Source organism: Pseudomonas fluorescens (assembly GCF_040448305.1).
GTDB lineage: Bacteria > Pseudomonadota > Gammaproteobacteria > Pseudomonadales > Pseudomonadaceae > Aquipseudomonas > Aquipseudomonas fluorescens_BH.
Genome location: NZ_CP148752.1, coordinates 353,594 through 376,193 on the forward strand (window position 1 = coordinate 353,594; position 22,600 = coordinate 376,193).

General features: G+C 60.8%; 17 protein-coding genes. 14 read left to right on the plus strand and 3 right to left on the minus strand.

Annotation, left to right across the window (positions count from 1 at the left end):
• Positions 1-56: 56 nt before the first annotated feature.
• Positions 57-494 (minus strand): YkgJ family cysteine cluster protein, encoded by a 438-nt coding sequence (locus WHX55_RS01620; protein ID WP_108216195.1) that lies wholly within the window; start codon positions 492-494, stop codon positions 57-59.
• A gap of 256 nt (positions 495-750) precedes the next feature.
• On the opposite strand from WHX55_RS01620, the gene WHX55_RS01625 reads away from it, so the two are divergent.
• The 5 genes from WHX55_RS01625 (at position 751) to WHX55_RS01645 (ending at position 9,825) form a co-directional block, all read left to right on the plus strand.
• Complete coding sequence (locus WHX55_RS01625) at positions 751-3,201, plus strand: glycogen/starch/alpha-glucan phosphorylase (RefSeq protein ID WP_353741906.1); 2,451 nt, start codon at positions 751-753, stop codon at positions 3,199-3,201.
• Between the two features lie 171 nt (positions 3,202-3,372).
• Positions 3,373-6,564 (plus strand): DUF2339 domain-containing protein, encoded by a 3,192-nt coding sequence (locus tag WHX55_RS01630; RefSeq protein WP_150756802.1) that lies wholly within the window; start codon positions 3,373-3,375, stop codon positions 6,562-6,564.
• Positions 6,561-7,934: a DUF3999 domain-containing protein gene (locus WHX55_RS01635; RefSeq protein ID WP_353741907.1), complete on the plus strand. Its 1,374-nt coding sequence runs from the start codon at positions 6,561-6,563 to the stop codon at positions 7,932-7,934. The genes WHX55_RS01630 and WHX55_RS01635 overlap by 4 nt, the downstream gene beginning before the upstream one ends.
• A gap of 274 nt (positions 7,935-8,208) precedes the next feature.
• A complete protein-coding gene (locus tag WHX55_RS01640; RefSeq protein WP_150755649.1) occupies positions 8,209-9,219 on the plus strand; it encodes a class 1 fructose-bisphosphatase in 1,011 nt (336 codons plus the stop codon).
• 3 nt (positions 9,220-9,222) lie between these two features.
• Positions 9,223-9,825: a DUF924 family protein gene (locus tag WHX55_RS01645; RefSeq protein WP_150755650.1), complete on the plus strand. Its 603-nt coding sequence runs from the start codon at positions 9,223-9,225 to the stop codon at positions 9,823-9,825.
• 117 nt (positions 9,826-9,942) lie between these two features.
• Here the strand turns inward: WHX55_RS01645 and WHX55_RS01650 are convergent, their stop codons facing one another.
• Positions 9,943-11,835, minus strand: coding sequence for a methyl-accepting chemotaxis protein (locus tag WHX55_RS01650; RefSeq protein ID WP_353741908.1), 1,893 nt, complete (start codon positions 11,833-11,835; stop codon positions 9,943-9,945).
• 280 nt (positions 11,836-12,115) lie between these two features.
• On the opposite strand from WHX55_RS01650, the gene WHX55_RS01655 reads away from it, so the two are divergent.
• Together WHX55_RS01655 and WHX55_RS01660 are read left to right on the plus strand one after the other, a co-directional pair.
• The gene (locus tag WHX55_RS01655) at positions 12,116-12,370 is read left to right on the plus strand and encodes a hypothetical protein (protein ID WP_007975531.1); all 255 of its coding nucleotides are present in this window, start codon (positions 12,116-12,118) and stop codon (positions 12,368-12,370) included.
• A gap of 31 nt (positions 12,371-12,401) precedes the next feature.
• Positions 12,402-12,971, plus strand: a complete 570-nt coding sequence (locus WHX55_RS01660) for a lipocalin family protein (RefSeq protein WP_150726537.1) — start codon at positions 12,402-12,404, stop codon at positions 12,969-12,971.
• Between the two features lie 107 nt (positions 12,972-13,078).
• Here WHX55_RS01660 and WHX55_RS01665 read toward each other — a convergent pair whose 3' ends face one another.
• Positions 13,079-14,443, minus strand: a complete 1,365-nt coding sequence (locus tag WHX55_RS01665; RefSeq protein WP_353741909.1) for a formimidoylglutamate deiminase — start codon at positions 14,441-14,443, stop codon at positions 13,079-13,081.
• A 146-nt stretch (positions 14,444-14,589) separates the two neighbouring features.
• Here WHX55_RS01665 and hutC point away from each other — a divergent pair, with 146 nt between their 5' ends.
• From hutC to WHX55_RS01700, 7 genes are all read left to right on the plus strand, one after another.
• Positions 14,590-15,300: a histidine utilization repressor gene (gene hutC, locus WHX55_RS01670; RefSeq protein ID WP_162135916.1), complete on the plus strand. Its 711-nt coding sequence runs from the start codon at positions 14,590-14,592 to the stop codon at positions 15,298-15,300.
• Positions 15,297-15,866, plus strand: coding sequence for a HutD family protein (locus WHX55_RS01675; RefSeq protein ID WP_150755653.1), 570 nt, complete (start codon positions 15,297-15,299; stop codon positions 15,864-15,866). Before hutC ends, WHX55_RS01675 begins: the two co-directional genes overlap by 4 nt.
• 489 nt (positions 15,867-16,355) lie before the next feature.
• Positions 16,356-18,038 carry a urocanate hydratase gene (gene hutU, locus WHX55_RS01680; RefSeq protein ID WP_223446450.1) on the plus strand — a complete coding sequence of 561 codons (1,683 nt, stop codon included), beginning with the start codon at positions 16,356-16,358 and terminating at the stop codon, positions 18,036-18,038.
• Positions 18,039-18,216: 178 nt separating this feature from the next.
• Positions 18,217-19,686 (plus strand): cytosine permease, encoded by a 1,470-nt coding sequence (locus WHX55_RS01685; RefSeq protein WP_353741910.1) that lies wholly within the window; start codon positions 18,217-18,219, stop codon positions 19,684-19,686.
• A 69-nt stretch (positions 19,687-19,755) separates the two neighbouring features.
• On the plus strand, positions 19,756-20,724 hold the full coding sequence (locus WHX55_RS01690) for an ABC transporter substrate-binding protein (protein WP_353741911.1): 969 nt from the start codon (positions 19,756-19,758) through the stop codon (positions 20,722-20,724).
• Positions 20,725-20,794: 70 nt separating this feature from the next.
• Positions 20,795-21,646, plus strand: a complete 852-nt coding sequence (locus WHX55_RS01695) for a proline/glycine betaine ABC transporter permease (protein WP_150726542.1) — start codon at positions 20,795-20,797, stop codon at positions 21,644-21,646.
• Positions 21,643-22,473, plus strand: a complete 831-nt coding sequence (locus WHX55_RS01700; protein ID WP_007975542.1) for a glycine betaine/L-proline ABC transporter ATP-binding protein — start codon at positions 21,643-21,645, stop codon at positions 22,471-22,473. The genes WHX55_RS01695 and WHX55_RS01700 overlap by 4 nt, the downstream gene beginning before the upstream one ends.
• The last annotated feature ends 127 nt before the right edge of the window (positions 22,474-22,600 follow it).

Sequence of the window (22,600 nt, forward strand, 5' to 3'; positions counted from 1 at the left end):
GGGAGCGAGCTTGCTCGCGATGGCGGCCGATCAGCCGCCACTGGTTTCAGGAAATATCAGAACCGCTCGATACTCCGCGAACTCCGCTCGCGCTCCACTTCCTTGGGCTTGTACGCGCAATACCCCGGCCGCGGGCCGATTTTCGGGTGGTTGCGGCAGGTATCCGGGCGTTTTTCATAAATAGTGCACAGACGGCTCTTACGATCCAGGTACAGGCAATCGTTGTTGCTCATGCGCTGGAGGGTAAAGATTCCAGACTTCTGGTTGAAACGTTCGACCAGGCCTTCCTTTTGCAGACGCTTGGCGATGTTCTTCGGCGGATCGCCCAGCTCGAACTCATCGACCACACCGATGCGGATCAGATCCTTGATCTTGACCTCGACCGGCAGGGTGCAGCAGCTGGACATGCACGAGCCGCACATCGGGGCAGAGTACTTGGCCCAGGTATCGAGGCGGTCGATCTCTGCGGCAGCGATCAGGTTCGGCTTCATCATCGTTTGTTACCAGCGTGTGCATCAGGGCGCGCGATCATACCGGGACTGGTGGATTTTTGAACAACCTTTCGCCAGATTTTTTCACGGGCGGCGCAAACAACCGGAAAATAGGCACGAGCCCTGCATTGATTCAGGCACAAGACAACGCAATGTCGATCCAGCTCGCATTCAAAGGAAAAACTGCCGAACCAGAGCCTCTACCGCCTGTCAGACCGTCTAGGCTCAGACAACTCCAAGCTCGCTCGAGGTCCTATCGATGACTCAAGAACCACTTGTTCGCGAAGCAGAGGTGGCCGCATTCCGCGACGCCGTCTTGACCAAACTCACTTATGCAGTGGGTAAAGACCCGGATCACGCCTTCGACCACGACTGGTTCGAAGCCATTGCCCTGGCCGCGCGGGATCACATGGTCGAGCACTGGATGGACCACACGCGGCAGATCTACCGAAAAGGCCAGAAGCGCGTTTATTACCTCTCCCTGGAGTTCCTCATCGGCCGGCTGCTCTACGACAGCCTGAGCAACCTCGGCCTGCTCGACGTGGCCCGCGAAGCCCTGACCGAACTCGGCGTCGACCTTGAGCGCATCCGCCTGCTGGAGCCCGATGCGGCGCTGGGTAACGGGGGCCTCGGACGTCTGGCGGCGTGTTTCATGGAAAGCATGTCGACCCTCGGCATCGCCGGTCATGGCTACGGTATTCGTTACGAACACGGCTTGTTCCGCCAGGCCATCGTCGATGGCTGGCAGCAGGAGCAGACCGAACACTGGCTGGATTTCGGCAACCCGTGGGAGTTCGAGCGCCCGGAAGTGGCTTACACCATCGGTTTCGGCGGCGGTGTCGAGACCCTGACCGACGACACCGGCAAAACCAGACAAGTCTGGTCCCCGGCGGAAACCGTACGCGCCATTGCGTATGACACGCCGGTGGTCGGTTGGCGCGGGGCAAGCGTCAACACGCTGCGTTTGTGGCGCGCACGGGCCATGGAAGATCTGCATCTGGAGCGTTTCAACGCTGGCGACCACCTGGGCGCCGTGGCCGAAGTGGCCCGGGCCGAAAGCATCTCCCGGGTGCTGTACCCGGCGGACAGCACCGAGGCCGGCCAGGAATTGCGCCTGCGCCAGGAGTATTTCTTTGTCGCCGCCTCGTTGCAGGATCTGCTGCGCCGCCATCGCAACATGCACACCTCGGTGCTGACCCTGGGCGATCACGCTTCGATCCAGCTCAACGACACCCACCCCTCGATTGCCGTGGCTGAACTGATGCGGCAGCTGGTCGACGTCTATGACGTGGCGTGGGATGCGGCGTGGCAGGTCACCGTCGATACGCTGTCCTACACCAACCACACATTGCTGCCCGAAGCGCTGGAAACCTGGCCGGTCGGTTTGATGGAGCGCATGTTGCCGCGGCACATGCAGATCATTTACCTGATCAACGCCCATCACATTGACTCGCTGCGGGCCAAAGGTATTCACGACTTCGACGTGTTGCGCGCGGTGTCGTTGATCGAGGAAGACAACGGTCGTCGGGTGCGCATGGGCAACCTGGCGTTTCTCGGTTCCCACAGCATCAACGGTGTGTCCGGGTTGCACACGCAGCTGATGCGCCAAACGGTGTTCTCCGAACTGCACAAGCTCTACCCGGAGCGGATCAACAACAAAACCAACGGCATCACCTTCCGCCGCTGGCTGTATCAGGCCAACCCCGAGCTGACCTCGATGCTGGTCGATACCCTCGGGCCCGAAGTGCTGGATAACCCGGAAAAGCGTTTGCTTGCCCTCGAACCGTTCGCCGAGAAAAGTGCATTTCGCAAGGCGTTTGCCGAGCAACGCCTGCACAGCAAGAAAGCCCTGGCGTACCTGATTCATGAGCGGTTGGGCGTGGCGGTAAACCCGGCGGCGATGTTCGACGTGCAGGTCAAGCGGATCCACGAATACAAACGCCAGTTGCTCAACCTGATGCACACCGTGGCGTTGTACCAGGCGATTCGCGCGGAGCCTGAAATCGACTGGGTACCACGGGTGAAGATCTTCGCCGGCAAGGCCGCCGCGAGTTATCACCAGGCCAAACTGATCATCAAACTGACCAACGACATCGCCCGGGTGGTGAATAACGACCCGACCGTGCGCGGCTTGCTCAAAGTGGTGTTCCTGCCCAACTACAACGTCAGCCTGGCGGAGAGCATCATTCCGGCGGCGGATTTGTCCGAGCAGATCTCCACCGCCGGGTTCGAAGCGTCAGGCACCAGCAACATGAAATTCGGCCTCAACGGCGCGCTGACCATCGGCACCCTGGACGGGGCCAACGTGGAAATGTGCGACCGCATCGGCGCCGAGCACATGTTCATCTTCGGCCTCAGCGCGCAGCAGGTGGAGGCGCGCAAGCAGAACCATGAGTTCAGCGCGGTGCCGGATATCGCCGCGTCCCATCGTCTGAACGATGTGCTGCAAGCGATTCGTGGTGGGGTGTTCTCGCCGGATGATCCGTCCCGTTATGTCGGGTTGATCGATTCGCTGGTGGACTACGACCGCTTCCTGGTCTGCGCCGACTTCGATTCCTACTGGCACGCCCAGATGCGCGTCGAAGCCCATTGGCACGATTCGAAGGAGTGGTGGCGTTCAGCGGTGTTGAGCACGGCACGGATGGGCTGGTTCTCGTCGGACCGGACCATTCGCGAGTACGCCACGGAAATCTGGAAGGCACTGGAGTAAGTCTTCAGGCAGGTGGATATACTGGCGCGCCGGAAAAGATCGCAGCCTTCGGCAGCTCCTACAGGATCGCGTAATACCGCGACTATGTAGGAGCTGCCGAAGGCTGCGATCTTTATGGACACGGCTGAGCTAATCTTTCCGGATTGGCCAATGCGCTCAGGGATATCGACCATGCAATGGATGTTCATGCTGATCGGGCTGCTGCTCGGCTGGATACTCGACGAGTCATTCAGTGATGCGCTGCTGGGCGCATTACTCGGATTGGGGATCGGCCAGGCCGTTCGCATGGCTCGCATGGACCTTCGGGCAGTCGAGCAGCAGCGCCTGCTGGAGCAGGCGCAGGTAGCGCTGCAAGCGATCGATCAACGGCTGGCACTGCTCGAAGCATCAGGCGTCAAGGCGCCGGAAACCCGTGAATCGCTTGTATCGCCTGAAACCCTCCTTGATGAAGTACCTGCCGCAGCCCCGGAATTGATCTGGGAGCTGCCGCCCGAACTCGAGCCAATCCCCGCAGCGGCCAGCGAAATCGCCGATGCCTGGAAACCTGAACCAACCGCTCGCGAAGCACAACCGCCTGTCACACCCCGTGGCCCGAACCTCATCGATCGCGCCATCAGCCGTGCCCGCGCCTGGTTGTTCGGCGGCAATACCGTGTTGCGGGTCGGCGTGGTGCTGCTGTTCCTCGGCTTGGCCTTTCTGCTGCGCTATGCCACCGAAGGCGTGGTGGTGCCGGTTGAATTGCGTTACGCAGGTGTCGCGGCGGCAGCCTTGGGGTTGCTCGGGCTGGGTTGGTGGTTGCGAGCGCGCAACAGCAGTTATGCGTTGATCCTGCAAGGCGCCGGGATCGCCGTGTTGTACCTGACGGTGTTTGCCGCGATGCGCCTGCATCCGCTGCTCGATCCCTCGGCGGGGTTTGGCCTGCTGGTGGCGGTGACGGTCTGTTCGGCGATTCTAGCCATTAGCCAGGACTCCCTGGGGCTGGCCGCCGCTGCCGCACTGGGCGGATTCGCCGCGCCGCTGCTGGCCTCCACCGGCGCCGGCAGCCACGTCGCGCTGTTCAGCTACTTTGCCCTGCTCAATGCCGGCATCTTCGCCATCGCCTGGTTCAAGGCCTGGCGGCTGTTGAATGTCATCGGGTTCAGCGGCACCTTCGGCATCGGTTTCGCCTGGGGCCTGCGCTCCTACTCGCCGGAGCAGTTGTGGAGTACCGAGCCGTTTCTGATTTTGTTTTTCCTGATGTACCTGGCCATTGGTTTGCTGTTCGCTCGGCGCAGGCTGCTGGAGATGGGCGATGCACCGGCAGAGGGCAGTCGCGAATCGCTGCTGCAGTGGTCGGCGCGCAAGGGCGACTATGTCGACGGCACGCTGCTGTTCGGTCCGCCGCTGGTGGGTTTCGGCTTGCAGTTCGCCTTGGTGCAGCATCTGGAGTTCGCAGCGGCGTTCAGTGCCTTGGCGCTGGGCATGATTTACATGGGGCTTGCCCGTTGGCTGATGGCCGGGCGCACGCTGTTGCTGGGGGAAACCTGCCTGGCCCTGGGCGTGATCTTCGCCAGCCTGGCGATTCCGCTGGGACTCGATGCACGCTGGACGACAGCGGCGTGGGCGGTGGAGGGCGCGGGGATCTTCTGGCTCGGCCTGCGCCAGCAAAGGCCTTTGGGTCGGGCGTTTGCCTTGCTCCTGCAACTGGGCTCGGCGCTGGTGTTTCTCAGCGAGCTGCACGACAGCGAAAGCAGCCTGCTCGGCGGTGTACCGCTAGGTGCGCTGTTACTGGGCGTCGCGTTGCTGTTCAGCTTCTACCAGTTGCGTAAAGCCTTGCCGGAACAGATCAGGCCTTGGGAGCTGAAAGGTCTGCCAGTCCTGGCGTGCCTCGGGCTGGCGTTTCTCTATTTGCTGGCGCCGTTGTTTTTCTTCAGCCACGGCACGGTGATCAGTTGGGCTCTGGCCGGGGTGCTGACGTTGTTGGTTGGCTTGCGCCTGCCATCGCGCACCTTCGTGTTCACCGCGCTCGCTGTGCAACTGTTGGGTGGCGCGCTGTTCCTGGCGACGGGGCCGCAACTCAGTGAAGGGCTGAATCCCTTGGCGCATGCTGGATTCTGGGCGCCGCTGGTGCTGGGGCTGGCGGCGATGGTCGGGGCCTGGCGTTTGCAGGTTGGTCATTCGATCGGAGCGTTGGAAGGGCTGAGTCTGTTGCGATTGTCCCAGGCGTTGCTGGCGTGGGGAGCGGGCTGGTGGGCGTTGGCTTGGGTTATCGAAGTGCTGCATTTTGCGCCGCTGCCGACGCAGGCGACTTTGTTGTTGGGCATCGCTGCCGTGAGTGTGGCGCTGTGGACGGTATTGGCGCTGCGCCTGAAATGGCCGTCACTGGGGACACTCGGCACGGTGTTGATTCCCGCGGCGGCGCTGGTGCTGCTAGCGGCCTGGCACTCGCGTTATCACCCGACGGCCAACGTCGGCTGGCTGGCGTGGGCCGCCGTGTTCGTGGTGCATTTCACGTCCCTGCGACGCCTGGCGCCCATGCTGCCGGTGCGCGTGACGAGCGTCGCCCATGTGCTCGGCTGCTGGCTGTTGATGGGTGTACTGGCTCTGGAGTTGCGTTACGGCTTGCTGGTGTTGTCCGAGCAATACAACGCCTGGCGCTGGTTGGGCTGGGCGATTCTGCCAGGTCTGTATCTGGTGTTGATGGCGGCACCTCGCGCGTGGCCGTGGCCAGTGTCGGCGTATCCGCGCGAATACCGTGTATACGCCGCCGCGCCGTTGGCGTTGTTGATGCTCGGCTGGTTCTGGCTGGCGAATATCGCCAGTGACGGCAACGCCGAGCCACTGCCTTACCTGCCATTGATCAACCCGCTGGAGCTGGGCCTGCTGTTTGCGTTGTTCGGCGTCTATGTCTGGTCCCGCAGCGCCATGACACAACTGGCGCTCCGCGAGGATTACGCCGTCATCGCCACGCAAGGGGTCGCGGGTGCCTCGCTGTTCGTGTTCATTACGGCATTGGTGATGCGTACGGCGCACCATTGGAGCGGGGTGCCGTTCGAGCTGGACCTGTTGCTGGCGTCGATGCGGGTGCAGGCCGGCCTGTCCATCGTCTGGACCTTGATGGCCCTGAGCCTGATGATCGGCGGCCATTTGCGTCGCCGCCGCGAAGTCTGGTTGATCGGCGCCGCCTTGATCGGTGTGGTCGTGGCCAAGCTGATCTTTGTTGAATTGAGTAATCGCGGCGGGCTGGCGCGGATCGTGTCGTTTATCGGTGTCGGTGTGTTGCTGCTGGTGGTGGGCTATTTCGCCCCGTTGCCGCCCAAGCGCGCCGAAGCTGTGCCGGATATCGAGAAACCGGTCCCGGAATCCGAAGGAGTGTCGTCTTGAGTCAGAAGCTGAACCTGGGTTGGCTGGGCGCTGTTGCCATGGGCGTAGTGTTGTCGGCGGTTGCCCAGGAAAAACCGGCGGACTTCACCACCCAAGTACCTCTGTCGGTGACGGGAGAAGGCCCTTGGTATCGCCTTGAACTGCCCCTGAACGTACAACTGAATGCACGGCAGGCTGACCTGAGCGACGTGCGTGTGTTCAACGCCGTGGGCGAAGTTCAGGCTTACGCCTTGGCCCGGGAGTCGGCGCGGAACAATGAAACGCGCACCTTGACCGAGGTGAAATGGTTTCCGCTGTACAACTCGGTGGACGCCACTGAAACCGCGCCGAGCGTGCGGGTGCAATCGAACACCAACGGCACATTGGTCCAGGTGCAGCCCTCCAGTCAGTTGGAGGCGGGTGAGGAGGAACTGCGCGGCTGGTTGCTCGACGCTTCCGCCATCAAGGCGCCGTTGCAGCAATTGATTCTCGACTGGACCAGCGAGCGCGACGGCTTCCAGCGTTTCACCGTCGAAGCCAGCGATGATTTGCAGCATTGGCAGTCCTGGGGCGAAGGGCAGGTGGCGCGCCTGACCTTTTCCGACGAGCGGGTCGAACAGCATGAAGTCAACCTGCCGGGCCAGTCGGCGCGCTACCTGCGGTTGCTGTGGATCACCCCGCATTCGGCACCGACACTGACTTCGGCGCAACTGCAGAGCGCCAGTACCCGCAGCCTGCCGCTGCCGTTGGTCTGGTCCCAGGCATTGGCCGGCAGCAGCGTGAAGGCGGGTGAATACACCTGGCAGTTGCCGATGGGGCTGAATGTCGAGCGGGTGCAGGTCGAGTTGAGCCAGCCCAACAGCCTGGCGCCAGTGAGCCTGGCCGGCCGGCGCGACAGCAGCCTGCCGTGGCAGTCGTTGGGCAGCGGTTTGCTCTATCGCCTGACCCAGAACGGTCAGGATGTGGTGCAAAACCAATTGCAGCTGTCTGGGCAAATCGTCCAGCAATTAAAACTGACCGTGGACGAACGCGGCGGCGGCCTGGGTGATCAGGCGCCGACGCTGAAGTTTGCCGTGCGCGCCACGCAACTGGTGTTCCTGGCGCGCGGGCCGGGGCCTTACACGCTGGTCGTGGGCAATACGACGGCGAAGGCGGCGAACTTGTCGCTGTCGACGCTGATTCCGGATTACAGCCCGGCGAAGCTCGCGACTTTGGGCCGGGCCATGGTGGATGTCGGGGCGGTGGTCTCGAATGCATCGACAGAGAAAACGCTGGCGACGACGGACACCCAGTGGAAGAAGTTCGGCCTGTGGGCGGTGTTGTTGCTCAGTGTCCTGTTCCTGGCGGCGATGGCGTTCAGCTTGTTGCGCAAGCCCTCTGTCAAATCCTGACAGTGGGTGCTGCGCACCCAATCGCGAGCAGGCTCGCTCCCACAGTTGGAATGCGTACCCCTGTGGGAGCGAGCCTGCTCGCGAATGCGTTCGCCCAGTCACTGAAAATGCCGAAATGAACGCAGTTCCCAGGCTCACATCCAGTCCATTTCCTACTACGCTCATCCCCGCACATGAACTCTCTTCAGCCGATCACGTCTGATAGGAGGAAATGCGCCCCGACTCGCGTTAAACTGCGCGGGTTTTTAGCCCCCCCATTCCACCGGAGCCTTCCATGTCCCGCGTTACCTTGAGTCGCTATTTGATTGAGCAGACCCGCAGCAACAACACTCCTGCCGATCTGCGCTTCCTGATCGAAGTGGTGGCGCGTGCCTGCAAGGAGATCAACCACGCCGTGTCCAAAGGCGCCCTCGGTGGCGTTCTGGGCAGCATGGGCACTGAAAACGTCCAGGGCGAAGTGCAGAAGAAGCTCGACGTGATCTCCAACGAGATCCTGCTCGAAGCCAACGAATGGGGCGGTCACCTGGCCGGCATGGCGTCCGAAGAAATGGACAATGCCTACCAGATCCCGGGCAAATACCCGAAAGGCGCGTACCTGCTGGTATTCGACCCGCTGGACGGTTCGTCGAACATCGACATCAACGCCCCGGTCGGTACCATTTTCTCGGTACTGCGTTGCCCGAACGAATACCTGAGCCAGAACGAGCCCTTGAATGAAAAGGCCTTCCTGCAGCCAGGTACCCAGCAAGTGGCCGCCGGTTACGCGATCTACGGTCCGCAGACCATGCTGATCCTGACCCTGGGCGACGGCGTGAAAGGCTTCACCCTGGACCGTGAAATGGGCAGTTTCGTACTGACCCACGAAAACATCACCATTCCTGAAACCACCCAGGAATTTGCCATCAACGCGTCCAACCAGCGTCACTGGGAAGCACCGGTACAGCGCTACGTCGGCGAATTGCTGGCAGGCGATGAAGGCCCGCTGAAAAAGAACTACAACATGCGCTGGGTTGCCGCGATGGTCGCCGACGTGCACCGCATCCTGACCCGTGGTGGCCTGTTCATGTACCCACGCGACAGCCGCGAGCCGTCGAAGCCGGGCAAACTGCGCCTGATGTACGAAGCCAACCCGATGTCGTTCCTGGTGGAACAAGCGGGCGGCGCGTCCACCGACGGCCACCAGCGCATCCTCGACATCCAGCCGGAAGGCCTGCACCAGCGTGTTGCGGTGTTCCTCGGTTCGAAAGAAGAAGTTGCCCGCGTCACGGCTTACCACAAGGAATAAACCATGACCGCGCCCTGGCAGCCGTTGCTTGATTGGTGGTTCGGAAGTTCCGGGTCAGCGAGCGAAGTGGCGGCGCAGAAGGGCAAGTTATGGTTTGGCAAGCGCGACAGCCAGGACCTCGAAGCGCGTGAGCGTTTCGGGGACCAGGTCGAGCAGGCACTGGCCGGCGGATTGACCGAGTGGATGCAACGTCCCGAAGGTTGGCTGGCCCTGGTGCTGTTGCTCGATCAAATCCCGCGAATGATCTTTCGCGATACTCCCAAAGCATTCTCCGGCGATTCCCGCGCACAGAAGCTGGTAGCCCAAGGCATTGCCGCGGATTTCGATCGGCAGTTGCAGCCGATTCAGCGGGTGTTCATCTATCTGGTATTCGAGCACAGCGAGAACCTCGCGGTGCAGAACGAAGGTGTCTCGCGTTATATCGAATTGGTGGCGCAGCAGCCGGAAATCGATCGGGCACTGTTCAGCGATTACCTGGACTATGCCGAGCGGCATCAGAGGGTGATTGCGCAGTTTGGGCGGTTTCCGCATCGCAATGCGGTGTTGGGAAGGGAGTCAACGGCTGAGGAGTTGGCGTTTCTGTCCAAGCCGGGATCAAGGTTCTAATTTTGCGCTGTTGCTGAATCCGTCATCGCGAGCAAGCTCGCTCCCACAGGGATCTTTGTCGCACTGGAGATCTACTGTGGGAGCGAGCTTGCTCGCGATGAGGCCAGTGAGGTTGCCTCAGATCCTGAAACTACCCACCAGCTGCTTCAACCGCGCCGCCTGCTGCTCAAGATCGGCACACGCACGCAAGGTCGACTGCAGGTTCTCCACGCCTTCCTGGTTCAGCGTGTTGATCTCGGTAATGTCGACGTTGATCGACTCCACCACGGCTGTCTGTTCTTCAGTGGCGGTGGCGACCGACTGGTTCATGCCATCGATCTCGCCGATGCGCTGGGTCACGCTGCCCAGGCGTTCGCCCGCCTGGTTGGCGATACCGACGCTACTTTCGCTCTGGCGCTGGCTGTCGGTCATGATGCCCACCGCTGCCCGGGCGCCGACTTGCAGCTCTTCGATCATCGTCTGCACTTGCTGCGCCGAGTCCTGGGTGCGGTGAGCGAGGTTGCGCACCTCATCGGCCACCACGGCAAAACCACGGCCGGCCTCGCCAGCGCGGGCCGCTTCGATGGCGGCGTTCAGTGCCAGCAAGTTGGTCTGCTGGGAGATGCTGGTAATCACTTCCAGAATCTGCCCGATGTTGACCGTGTTGCTGTTGAGGGTTTCGATGTTGCCGCACGAATCGCTGATCTTGGCCGATAGCTGTTGCATCGCCGCGATGGTTTTATCCACTACCTGTTGGCCGTCTTCGGCCAGGCTGCGGGCATCACTGGAATGTTGCGAGGCGAGGGCGGCGTTCTGGGCGATTTCCTGGGCGGCGGCACCGAGCTGGTTGATCGCTGCGGCCACGCTGCTGGTGCGCGAGGCTTGCTGGTCTGAGTTGAACATCGACGAGTTCGAGGCGGCGACTACCCGCAGCGCCACTTCGTTGACCTGTCCGGTGGCTGAGGACACTTCGATGATCGAAGTATGAATGCGCTCGACGAAGCGGTTGAACGACAGTCCCAGCGCGCCGAATTCGTCGTGGCCGTGAATGGTCAGGCGTTTGGTCAGGTCCCCTTCGCCTTCGGCGATGTCGTGCATGGCGCGGCCCATGGTCAGCAGCGGCTGCATCAACAGGCTGATCAGCATGCCCAGCAGCACAATGATGATCACTACGGCAATCACCATGGCAATGATCGCCGAGGTGCGGAATTCGCTGAGCATCGAGAACGCGGTGTCCTGGTCGAGCACCAGCGCCACGTACCAGTCCGCCGATGGCACGCCGTTGACGTGGGTGAAGGAGACGAACTGGCGCTTGCCGTCGATCTCGACTTCTTTCATGCCCGGGCTGACTTTCGGCGCACCGTTGGGGTAGGCCTCGGTCAGGTTCTTGAGTACCAGCTTACTGTCCGGGTGAATCAGGATCTTGCCGTCGGCACCGACGATGAACGCATGGCCGTGACCGCCGAAGTTCAGCGAATTGATGATCGCACTGACGCTGGACAGGTCGATGTCGGCACCGGCGACACCGATCATCTGGCCCTGGTGCTGCACCGGGGTGGCCACGGTGATCACCAGTTTGCCGGAGGAGGCGGCGATGTAGGGTTCGGTGACGATGGTCTGTTGCGCGCTATTGGCCGCCTTGTACCAGCCACGGGCGCGCGGATCGTAGTCCGTCGCGCGGTTGCCCGCCGGGACCGAGAACATCACGCCGTCGGCACCACCGAAGTAACTCAGCTGGAAGTTGCCGGTGTAGGCGGGCAGGTCGATGATCCGTTTCAGGCTGGCGGGAGCATTGCCATCGGCGGTGACCTGTTGGGCCATCGACTGCAGCAATTGCATGCGGCTTTCCAGCCAGGTCTGGATGTTGCTGGTGGTCAGGCTGCCGAGTTCCTGCATCGAGGCTTCGGTACTGTTGCGCAAGGTTTCGCGCTGGCGATAGTCGTTGAACAGGATGAAACAAGCGAATGCGACGGCCACCACGAGGGCGGCGGCCAGCAATATCTTGTGGCTGAACTTCATGTTTCTGGTCATGGATGAGCTACCGCAGAGGGGCTGTTCTACAAAATGGGGAGCAAATGCCACCGACGTGGCTTTGCGTTGCATTTATGTCGACTGAACGGCGCCAAAGATTAGGCGCAATCTCTGAAAAACGACGAAATGCTCGGTAAACAAGCAAAGTGGCTGATTTTCGGCAAAAGGTAGACGAGTGGCCCGATAAATAGCCTGCCGGGCAGGGAACCTGACAGGGGTTTTCTCTTCTAAGCTTCAGCTTGGCAGCCATGCCAATCCCCTACGCCCCCGGAGTTTCACCATGTCGTTGCGTTCCATCGCCCTGCTTTCGTTCTGCGTATTGCTCGCTGCCTGCAGCAAGGTCAATCAGGAAAACTACTCGAAGCTCTCTGCCGGCATGGCCAAGGCCGACGTGGAGACCCTGTTGGGCAAACCCGCCGATTGTTCAGGCGCGCTCGGCATGTCCAGTTGCACCTGGGGCGACAAGAACAGCTTTATCAGCGTGCAGTTCGCCGGTGACAAAGTGCTGATGTTTTCCGGCCAAGGCCTGAAGTAAACCGGGGCGAATTGCCCTCGGGAGAAAAATAATGAAGCGGTTATTGATCATCCTTTTTGCCGGCCTGGTGTTGGCCGGCTGTGCCACGTCTGGCCAGGACCCATTGGCCCCCAAAACGGTCAAAAGCGTCAACCTCAAACGCTACCAGGGCACCTGGTACGAGCTGGCCCGCATGCCGATGTACTTCCAGCGCGACTGCGCGCAATCCGAAGCTCATTACACGCTCAAGCCCGACGGCAACGTCGCTGTGTTGAATCGCTGCCTGACAGCGCAGTGGCAATGGGAAGAGGTCAAGGGCACGGCTTATCCACAGGAGCCCGGCAAGGGCGACAAGCTGTGGATCGAGTTCGATACCTGGTTCTCCAGGCTGATCCCGGGTACGGCGAAGGGCGAATACTGGGTGCTGTACGTCAGCGATGACTACAAGACCGCCATTGTCGGTGATCCGAGCCGGAAGTATTTGTGGCTGTTGTCGCGCACACCGACCGTGAACGGTGTGGTGCGTGAGGAGCTGCTGAGCAAGGCGCGTCAGCAGGGTTACGACACCACGCGGCTGATCTGGCGAGCGTCGGAGCAGCAGATGGCCGAGACCTCGAACTAACAACGCATGACCCTGTAGGAGCGAGCCTGCTCGCGATGGAGTATCAGACACAACGATGTCGACTGACACACCATCGCGAGCAGGCTCGCTCCTACAGGGTTTTTGCGTTAGTTCAGAAGATCGCGCAGGACCTGAGTGAAGGCGCGGCTGCTTTCTTCCTCGTCAGCATGCCGCCCGTCACGCACCACCCACTGACCATTCACCAGCACATCCCGCACCTGGCGATCGCCACCGGCAAACAACCAGCGGTTGAGAATCCCGTCGCCGCTGGCCGTTGCCAGGTACGGGTCGTTGCCGTCGAGCACCAGCCAGTCGGCGCGCTTGCCGACTTCCAGAGCGCCAATCGGCTGACCCAGCGCCTGGGCACCGCCATCCAGCGCGGCATCAAACAGCGTGCGCCCGACCATCGGCTGATCCGCGCCATACAAACGATTTCGTCGCTGGTCGCGCAGTCGCTGGCCGTATTCCAGCCAGCGCAATTCTTCCACCACGCTCAACGACACATGGCTGTCGGAACCAATGCCCATGCGGCCGCCCTGGGCGAGGAAATCCACCGCCGGGAAAATCCCGTCGCCCAGGTTGGCTTCGGTGGTCAGGCACAGGCCGGCAATGGCGCGACTCTTGGCCATCGACGTGACTTCTTCCGGGCTGGCGTGGGTCGCGTGGACCAGGCACCAGCGCTGATCGACGTCGATGTTTTCGTACAGCCATTGCAGCGGACGACGACCGCTCCAGGTCAGGCAGTCGTCGACTTCCTTTTGCTGCTCGGCGATGTGGATGTGCACCGGGCATTGCTTGTCGCTGGCTGCCAGCACTTCGCTGATCTGCTGCGGCGTGACCGCGCGCAGCGAGTGGAAACACAGGCCCAGGGCCTGCGCCGGTTGCTGCGCCAGCACCGGTTGCAGACGCGATTGCAGCTTGAGGTAGTTTTCAGTGCTGTTGATAAAGCGGCGCTGACCTTCGTTCGGGGTCTGGCCGCCGAAACCGGAGTGGCTGTAGAGCACTGGCAGCAGGGTCAGACCGATACCGGCGGAACCCGCGGCCTGGCTGATACGCAGGGCCAGCTCGGCCGGATCGGTATAAGGTTGGCCATTGATGTCATGGTGTACGTAATGAAATTCCGCCACCGAGGTGTAACCGGCCTTGAGCATTTCGATGTACAGCTGACGGGCGATAACGCCGAGTTGTTCCGGGCTGATTTTTCCGACGAGGCGATACATAAGGTCGCGCCAGGTCCAGAAACTGTCGTTCGGATTGCCCGCCACTTCCGCCAGCCCGGCCATGGCCCGCTGGAAGGCGTGGGAGTGCAGGTTCGGCATGCCAGGCAGCAGCGGACCGCTTAACCGTTCGGCGCCATCTGCGTTGGAATCGGCCTGAATATGGGTCAAAACGCCGTCGGCGCTGACCTCAAGACGTACATTGTTGGCCCATCCACTAGGCAGCAGCGCGCGTTCGGCAAAGAAGGCGGACATGGTTCAGCACCCCATCGTGTGTTATTTGTATATACATATACAGACGTTTGCCTGCCCGGTAAACTCCGGCAAGCTAGCGACATCAATCAAATGACCAAGGATTAACCGTGCCGACTCCGCCTCCAGTCTCTCCGTTGGCCGCGAACATGGGCGACAGTCCGGCGCCCTTGTACGCCCGCGTCAAACAAATGATCACCCAGCAAATCGACAGTGGAAACTGGCCGCCGCACTATCGTGTGCCGTCGGAAAGCGAATTGGTCAGCCAGTTGGGTTTCAGCCGCATGACCATCAACCGCGCCCTGCGCGAGATGACTGCCGATGGCCTGCTGGTGCGCATGCAAGGCGTCGGCACGTTCGTCGCCGAGCCGAAAAGCCAGTCCGCCCTGTTCGAAGTGCACAACATCGCCGACGAAATCGCCTCTCGCGGTCATCGCCACACCTGCAAGGTCATCACCCTTGAAGAAGAGGCCGCCGGCTCCGAGCGCGCCCTGGCCCTGGACATGCGCGAAGGGCAGAAGGTGTTCCACTCGCTGATCGTGCATTTCGAGAACGATATTCCGGTGCAAATCGAAGACCGTTTCGTCAATGCGCTGGTGGCGCCGGACTACCTCAAGCAGGACTTCACCCTGCAAACGCCCTACGCCTATCTGAATCAGGTCGCGCCGCTGACAGAAGGTGAGCACGTGGTCGAGGCGATCCTGGCCGAGCCGTCCGAATGCAAATTGCTACAGATTGAAAAAGGCGAGCCGTGCCTGCTGATCCGTCGCCGCACCTGGTCCGGTCGTCAGCCAGTGACTGCTGCTCGCTTGATCCACCCCGGTTCCCGTCATCGTCTGGAAGGTCGGTTTCATAAATGAATCAGTTGAAGGTTTTACGCGCCAAAGATTACCCGCGCATGCCGTGGAAAAACGGCGGCGGCAGCACCGAAGAAATCACCCGCGATGCCGGCACCGGCCTGGATGGCTTTGGCTGGCGCCTGTCGATTGCCGACATTGGCGAATCGGGTGGTTTTTCCACCTTCGCCGGTTACGAGCGAGTGATCACCGTTTTGCAGGGCGACGGTATGAGCCTGACGGTGGATGGCCAGGACGCGCGGCCACTGTTACCGCTGGACCCGTTTGCCTTCAGTGGTGAAAGCAAGGTTTCCTGCACATTGCTCGGCGGTCCGATTCGCGATTTCAACCTGATTTACGCGCCGCAGCGTTACTCTGCGCGAGTGCAGTGGTTGAGCGGTGAGCAGCGGTTCTTCAGCTCGGCGGGTACGGTGCTGGTATTCAGTATTAGTGAAGCGCTGGAAGTGAAGGTCGGTGACAACGCTTCGCAACTGGGTCGGCATGATTGCCTGCAACTGGACGGTAACACCGGGCTGCTGGAAGTCTCCAGCAATGGCGCCTGCTGCGTGATCGAACTGACAACGCGCTGATCTCCTGTAGGAGCGAGCTTGCTCGCGATGGTCGTGAACGATAACGCGTAAAACCAGATGCCCTGCGGCGCCCATGTGTTTTTCGCGAGCAAGCTCGCTCCTACAGGGTTGGGTTTGCTCGCGATGTCGTTTCCCTTCCAAATTACGTTTCCCACAGCGCACCACGTTGTTACCGAACGCCCCAGCGTGGCGCAAAGCCACGCTCAAGTAACAAAACCCCCTCACCACAAAAATCCCCCAAAAAATATTTCACCTTCGTCAGAACCCTTGTTCCAAGCGCTCTCCAGCCGTTTCAGAACTTTTCTTGAATGCTCATCCAACAAGTTGGCCGCTTGATTGCATATGCTTGTATGTACAAGTAAAGACGTATGCGTATGAGTCACGAGGACTCAACCATCGTCCACTGATTCGCCGGTGTGCACTGATGCCCATTGGCTTGCTCGCCCACTGCCTGGGTTGGTTTGGATTGATTGCTGAGGAGTCTTTTTCGTGACTGACATTAAACCTACTAAGTTTCGTGACGTTGAAATCCGTGCCGCACGCGGTAACAAGCTGACCGCCAAGAGCTGGCTGACCGAAGCGCCGCTGCGCATGCTGATGAACAACCTCGACCCGGAAGTCGCCGAGAACCCTAAAGAACTGGTGGTTTACGGTGGTATCGGTCGCGCTGCACGTAACTGGGAATGCTACGACAAGATCGTCGAAAGCCTGACCAACCTGAACGACGACGAGACCCTGCTGGTGCAATCCGGCAAGCCGGTCGGCGTGTTCAAGACCCACAGCAACGCCCCGCGCGTACTGATCGCCAACTCCAACCTGGTTCCACACTGGGCGAGCTGGGAACACTTCAACGAACTGGACGCCAAAGGCCTGGCCATGTACGGCCAGATGACCGCGGGCAGCTGGATCTACATCGGCAGCCAGGGCATCGTCCAGGGCACCTACGAAACCTTCGTCGAAGCCGGTCGCCAGCACTACAACGATGACCTGAAAGGTCGTTGGGTCCTGACTGCAGGCCTCGGTGGCATGGGCGGCGCCCAGCCTCTGGCCGCGACCTTGGCCGGCGCTTGCTCGCTGAACATCGAATGCCAGCAGGTCAGCATCGACTTCCGTTTGAAAAGCCGTTATGTCGACGAGCAAGCTACTGACCTCGACGACGCTCTGGCTCGCATCGCCAAATACACCAAAGAAGGCAAGGCGATTTCCATCGCGCTGCTGGGCAACGCGGCTGAAATCCTTCCAGAACTGGTCAAGCGCGGCGTGCGCCCGGACATGGTCACCGACCAGACCAGCGCCCACGACCCGCTCAACGGCTACCTGCCGGCCGGCTGGACCTGGGACCAGTACCGCGCTCGCGCCAAGACTGAACCAGCCGCTGTGATCAAGGCCGCCAAGCAATCGATGGCTGTGCATGTCAAAGCGATGTTGGACTTCCAGAAAATGGGCGTACCGACCTTCGACTACGGCAACAACATCCGTCAGATGGCGCAAGAAGAAGGCGTGGAAAACGCATTCGACTTCCCGGGCTTCGTACCAGCCTACATCCGTCCGCTGTTCTGCCGTGGTATCGGCCCGTTCCGTTGGGCTGCACTGTCGGGCAACGCTGAAGACATCTACAAGACCGACGCCAAGGTTAAAGAGCTGATCCCGGACGACGCCCACCTGCACAACTGGCTGGACATGGCCCGGGAGCGCATCAGCTTCCAGGGCCTGCCGGCACGTATCTGCTGGGTTGGCCTGGGTCTGCGCGCCAAGCTGGGCCTGGCGTTCAACGAAATGGTCCGTAGCGGCGAGTTGTCCGCGCCCATCGTGATCGGCCGCGACCACCTGGACTCCGGTTCGGTATCGAGCCCGAACCGCGAAACCGAATCGATGCAGGACGGTTCCGACGCTGTTTCCGACTGGCCACTGCTCAACGCCTTGCTCAACACCGCGAGCGGCGCGACCTGGGTGTCCCTGCACCACGGCGGCGGCGTCGGCATGGGCTTCTCCCAGCACTCGGGCATGGTGATTGTCTGCGACGGTACTGACGAAGCGGCCGAGCGTATCGCTCGCGTGCTGCACAACGACCCGGCCACTGGCGTTATGCGTCACGCCGATGCCGGTTACCAGATCGCCATCGACTGCGCCAAGGAACAAGGGCTGAACCTGCCGATGATTACCGGCAAGTAACTCAAAACCTGTGGTACCGCTTTACCTGTGGGAGCGAGCTTGCTCGCGATGAGGCCGGCACATTCAACACCTGTGCTGACTGACAGATCTCAATCGCGAGCAAGCTCGCTCCCACAGAAAGCAAAGCCCACAAGCAGTTTCACCGTGAATTCCCAGAACAATCCACAGAGGTTGAACCATGGCTGTTAACAGCGAACGTGCAGGCAACAAACCGTTGATCGAGAAGCGCTCGATCGACTACATCCCGGAAGCGGAAAGACACGGTCGTCTGTTAAGCCAGTTCACCCTGTGGATGGGTGCCAACCTGCAAATCACCGCGATTGTCACCGGCGCACTGGCCGTGGTCCTTGGCGGTGATGTGTTCTGGTCATTGATCGGTCTGTTGATCGGTCAATTGCTGGGCGGCGGCGTGATGGCGCTGCATGCGGCGCAAGGCCCCAAGCTTGGCCTGCCGCAGATGATTTCCAGCCGGGTACAGTTCGGCGTATACGGCGCGGCCATCCCGATCGTGCTGGTCTGCTTGATGTACCTGGGCTTCACCGCAACGGGAACCGTGTTGTCCGGCCAGGCGCTGGGCCAGTTGTTTGGCGTCAGCGACACCGTCGGCATCCTGCTTTTCGCCAGTGTCATCGTGCTGGTCACGGTGCTCGGCTATCGGGTGATCCATTGGATCGGCCGTGTGGCCAGTGTCATTGGCGTGATTGCCTTTGTTTACCTGTTCAGCCGTCTGATGAACCAGGTTGACGTTGGCGCACTGTTGCAAATCCGCCACTTCAGCTGGAGCAGTTTCTTGCTTGCGGTGTCGCTCGCGGCGTCCTGGCAGATCGCCTTCGGTCCTTATGTGGCTGACTATTCTCGCTACCTGCCGAGCAAGACTTCCGCGGTGAAAACCTTTTTTGCCGCAGGTGCAGGCTCGGTCATTGGTGCGCAGGTGGCGATGGTCCTCGGTGTGTTCGCGGCCGCTTCGGCCAACGGGCAATACGCCGGCCACGAAGTGGCCTATATCGTGGGTCTGGGGGGTACCGGTGCCACCGCTGCGCTGCTGTACTTCAGCATCGCGTTCGGCAAGGTCACCATCTCTACGCTGAACTCCTACGGCAGCTTCATGTGCATTGCGACCATCATCAGCGGTTTCCGTGGCGACCTGAAGGTAACGCGCTTGCAGCGTCTGGTCTTCGTGCTGGCCATCGTCGGTGCTGCGACCCTGATGGCGTTGCTCGGTCAGCACTCGTTCCTCGGCGCGTTCAAGTCTTTCATCCTGTTCTTGCTGGCGTTCTTTACTCCCTGGAGCGCGATCAATCTGGTGGACTACTACTGCATCACTCGCGAGCGCTATGACGTCCCGGCCCTGGCCGATCCGAAGGGTCGCTACGGTCGTTGGAACCTGCTCGGTATCAGCGTCTATGTGTTCGGTGTGCTGGTACAACTGCCGTTCATCTCCACCAAGTTCTATACCGGTCCGCTGGTGGCGGCTCTGGGTGATGTGGATATTTCCTGGGTCATCGGCCTGGTGGTTCCCGCCGCCCTGTATTACCTGTGTGCGAAAAAATGGCACGGCACAGTGCCTGATCGTTTGATCCTGCCGGTCGAGCAGGGCGCGGTCACCGAACAAAAGCTGAATGTGGGTCGCGCTGCGGCGCAGGCCTGATTGGACGTGGACAGGGCTGGATGCCTCTTGACTGCCGTAAGCCAATTCATGATTAGGAGCGTCACAACAATGAAATCGAACAAGACCCTGCTGACCACGTTGCTTTCCATGGGCCTGCTGGCCAGCGCCGGCGCCACTCAGGCGGCGGGTTGGTGCGAATCGGGCAAGCCGGTGAAGTTCGCCGGCCTGAACTGGGAAAGCGCCATGCTCCTGACCGACGTGATGCAAGTCGTGCTGGAGAAAGGCTACGACTGCAAGACTGACAGCCTGCCGGGCAACTCCATCACCATGGAAAACGCCCTGGGCAGCAACGATATTCAAGTGTTTGCCGAAGAGTGGGTCGGCCGTAGCGAAGTCTGGAACAAGGCCGAGAAAGCCGGCAAGGTCGTCGGTGTCGGCGCGCCGGTTGTTGGCGCAATTGAAGGCTGGTACGTGCCGCGCTACGTGATCGAAGGCGACGCCAAGCGCAAGCTGGAAGCCAAGGCCCCGGACCTGAAAAACATTGCTGACCTGGGCAAATACTCCGCGGTGTTCAAGGACGCCGAAGAGCCTTCCAAGGGCCGTTTCTACAACTGCCCGGCCGGTTGGACCTGTGAGCTCGACAACAGCGAAATGCTGAAGAGCTACGGTCTGGAAAGCACCTACACCAACTTCCGCCCGGGCACCGGTCCGGCGCTGGATGCCGCCGTGCTGTCGAGCTACAAGCGCGGCGAGCCGATCCTGTTCTACTACTGGTCGCCAACGCCGCTGATGGGCCAGATCGACGCGGTAAAACTCGAAGAAAAACCAGGCGTGAACAAGACCGTGACCATCAAGGTCGGCCTGTCCAAGACTTTCCACGACGAAGCGCCTGAATTGGTGGCCGTGCTGGAAAAGGTCAACGTGCCAATCGACCTGCTGAACCAGAACCTTGGGCGTATGAGCAAAGAGCGGATCGAATCACCAAAACTGGCCAAGATCTTCCTGAAGGAACATCCTGAAGTCTGGCACGCGTGGGTGAGCGAAGACGCAGCCAAGAAAATCGACGCGGCCTTGTAGGTTGAGCTTCTCCGGCTGTCGGCAGCGGCAGTCGGATGCTTGATCGCAACCCCTTGATTGAGAGTCTCTTATGTTTCCCGAAAGCTTTACCTTTTCCATCGCCGACTGGGTCAACGGTTGGGTCGATTCGCTGGTTACCAACTACGGCGATGTGTTCCGCAGCATCTCCGACACCTTGCTGTGGGCCATCGTCAATCTTGAAGGCCTGCTGCGCGCTGCACCCTGGTGGCTGATGCTGGCGATCGTGGCCGGTGTGGCCTGGCACGCGACCCGCAAGGTCGTGACCACCGCCGTCATCGTTGGTTTGCTGTTCCTGGTGGGTGCGGTCGGCCTCTGGGACAAGCTGATGCAGACCCTGGCGCTGATGATGGTGGCGACGATCATCTCGGTGTTGATCGGCATTCCGCTGGGCATTCTCTCGGCGCGCAGCAACCGCCTGCGTTCGATACTGATGCCGTTGCTGGACATCATGCAGACCATGCCGAGCTTCGTGTACCTGATCCCGGTGCTGATGCTGTTTGGCCTGGGCAAGGTCCCGGCGATTTTCGCCACCGTGATCTACGCCGCGCCACCGCTGATCCGCCTGACCGATCTGGGCATTCGCCAGGTCGACGGCGAAGTGATGGAAGCGATCAACGCCTTCGGTGCCAATCGCTGGCAGCAACTGTTCGGCGTGCAACTGCCGCTGGCCCTGCCGAGCATCATGGCCGGGATCAACCAGACCACCATGATGGCCCTGTCGATGGTGGTGATCGCCTCGATGATCGGTGCCCGTGGCCTGGGTGAAGACGTGCTGGTGGGGATTCAGACCCTCAACGTCGGACGCGGCCTTGAAGCCGGTCTGGCGATCGTGATTCTGGCTGTGGTGATCGACCGCATTACACAGGCGTACGGTCGCGCACGGCATGAGGTGAGCAAATGAACAACGCAACCGTGAGCAAGATCGAAGTCAAGAACGTCTTCAAGATTTTCGGCAACCGTGCCAAGGATGCGCTGGCCATGGTCGGCCAGGGCAAGACCAAGGACCAGGTGCTGGCCGAAACCGGCTGCGTGGTCGGCGTGAACGACCTGTCGCTGAGCATCGGCAGCGGCGAGATCTTCGTGATCATGGGCCTGTCGGGCTCCGGCAAGTCGACCCTGGTCCGCCACTTCAACCGCCTGATCGATCCGACCAGCGGCGCGATCCTGGTGGACGGCGTGGACATCCTGCAATACGACATGGAAGCGCTGCGCGAATTTCGTCGGCGCAAGATCAGCATGGTGTTCCAGAGCTTCGGCCTGTTGCCGCACAAGAGCGTGCTGGACAACGTCGCCTACGGCCTGAAAATCCGTGGCGAAAGCAAAGCCATGTGCGCCGAGCGTGCGCTGCACTGGATCAACACCGTGGGCCTCAAGGGCTACGAAAACAAATACCCGCACCAGCTATCCGGTGGCATGCGTCAGCGTGTGGGCCTGGCCCGCGCCTTGGCGGCGGACACCGACATCATCCTGATGGACGAAGCGTTCAGCGCCCTCGACCCGCTGATCCGCGCGGAAATGCAGGACCAGTTGCTGGAACTGCAAAAGACTCTGCACAAGACCATCGTCTTCATCACCCACGACCTCGACGAGGCCGTGCGCATCGGCAACCGCATCGCGATCCTCAAGGATGGCCGCCTGATTCAGGTCGGCACGCCGAGAGAGATCCTGCATTCGCCGGCGGATGAGTATGTCGACCGCTTTGTGCAGCGTCGGGCGGCGGTGGTTTAAAAGGTTTGTGCCGGCTGTGCTGGCCCCATCGCGAGCAAGCTCGCTCCCACAGTGGATCCCCGGTGTTCACAAAACCTGTGGGAGCGAGCTTGCTCGCGATGAGGCCGGAAAAGCTGCATCAAAATTC

Excerpts from the sequence above, each read along its gene's own strand:
- WHX55_RS01620 (WP_108216195.1), bottom strand. The coding sequence starts at position 494 with ATGATGAAGCCGAACCTGATCGCTGCCGCAGAGATCGACCGCCTCGAT.
- WHX55_RS01625 (WP_353741906.1), top strand. The coding sequence starts at position 751 with ATGACTCAAGAACCACTTGTTCGCGAAGCAGAGGTGGCCGCATTCCGC.
- WHX55_RS01630 (WP_150756802.1), top strand. The coding sequence starts at position 3,373 with ATGCAATGGATGTTCATGCTGATCGGGCTGCTGCTCGGCTGGATACTC.
- WHX55_RS01640 (WP_150755649.1), top strand. The coding sequence starts at position 8,209 with ATGTCCCGCGTTACCTTGAGTCGCTATTTGATTGAGCAGACCCGCAGC.
- WHX55_RS01645 (WP_150755650.1), top strand. The coding sequence starts at position 9,223 with ATGACCGCGCCCTGGCAGCCGTTGCTTGATTGGTGGTTCGGAAGTTCC.
- WHX55_RS01650 (WP_353741908.1), bottom strand. The coding sequence starts at position 11,835 with ATGACCAGAAACATGAAGTTCAGCCACAAGATATTGCTGGCCGCCGCC.
- WHX55_RS01655 (WP_007975531.1), top strand. The coding sequence starts at position 12,116 with ATGTCGTTGCGTTCCATCGCCCTGCTTTCGTTCTGCGTATTGCTCGCT.
- WHX55_RS01660 (WP_150726537.1), top strand. The coding sequence starts at position 12,402 with ATGAAGCGGTTATTGATCATCCTTTTTGCCGGCCTGGTGTTGGCCGGC.
- WHX55_RS01665 (WP_353741909.1), bottom strand. The coding sequence starts at position 14,443 with ATGTCCGCCTTCTTTGCCGAACGCGCGCTGCTGCCTAGTGGATGGGCC.
- hutC (WP_162135916.1), top strand. The coding sequence starts at position 14,590 with ATGGGCGACAGTCCGGCGCCCTTGTACGCCCGCGTCAAACAAATGATC.
- WHX55_RS01675 (WP_150755653.1), top strand. The coding sequence starts at position 15,297 with ATGAATCAGTTGAAGGTTTTACGCGCCAAAGATTACCCGCGCATGCCG.
- WHX55_RS01685 (WP_353741910.1), top strand. The coding sequence starts at position 18,217 with ATGGCTGTTAACAGCGAACGTGCAGGCAACAAACCGTTGATCGAGAAG.
- WHX55_RS01690 (WP_353741911.1), top strand. The coding sequence starts at position 19,756 with ATGAAATCGAACAAGACCCTGCTGACCACGTTGCTTTCCATGGGCCTG.
- WHX55_RS01695 (WP_150726542.1), top strand. The coding sequence starts at position 20,795 with ATGTTTCCCGAAAGCTTTACCTTTTCCATCGCCGACTGGGTCAACGGT.
- WHX55_RS01700 (WP_007975542.1), top strand. The coding sequence starts at position 21,643 with ATGAACAACGCAACCGTGAGCAAGATCGAAGTCAAGAACGTCTTCAAG.